At 37.8% G+C, this 526-nt stretch carries 2 protein-coding genes; both read left to right on the top strand.

Annotated elements, in window-relative coordinates; genetic code table 11:
* Window positions 1-266: Lcl domain-containing protein (locus ACH5TX_RS00100; RefSeq protein ID WP_439337532.1), on the top strand; the 266-nt coding region annotated here is incomplete at its 5' end.
* A gap of 64 nt (window positions 267-330) precedes the next feature.
* On the top strand, window positions 331-526 hold a 196-nt coding region (locus ACH5TX_RS00105; protein WP_439337533.1), incomplete at its 3' end, for a four helix bundle protein.

The raw sequence follows: 526 nt of genomic DNA on the forward strand, positions 1-526 counted from the left end.
CTGGTTTAGCGCATGCTTATACTGGAGGAGGTTTTTCCGATTGGTTTTTACCTAGTAAGGATGAGTTAGATGAAATGTATGATAAAAAGACCGAAATAAATGCTGGTGCAAGTTTAAATAGTGGTAGCGATCTTTCTGTGAATCCCTACTGGAGTTCTACGGAGAGCGGTACCACTAGCGCGTGGGAACAGAGTTTCACCATTGGTAATCAGAGCACCAACGGTAAGAGCGCCACGCCCACTGTGCGTGCCGTTCGGGCTTTTTAGTTATTTAATTATTTAGTTATTAAAAAAGTTTACCGCGTAAGCGGTCGGTTTATTTTTAAAAAAAATGGCATTACACACAGAGTTACCTGTATATAGAGACACATATAAATTGGTGTTAGAAGTTTTTGTAAGTACTAAAACCTTTCCTAAAGAATATAAGTATAGTTTAGGTAGAGATATGGAACGCGATGTATTGGTTTTAATGCGTTGTATTTACCGTGCCAACAGATCTCAAGAGAAAACTGTTTTTTTAAATGATT

Origin of the sequence: Thalassobellus citreus (assembly GCF_044385915.1) — a bacterium.
Taxonomy (GTDB): Bacteria; Bacteroidota; Bacteroidia; order Flavobacteriales; family Flavobacteriaceae; genus Thalassobellus; species Thalassobellus citreus.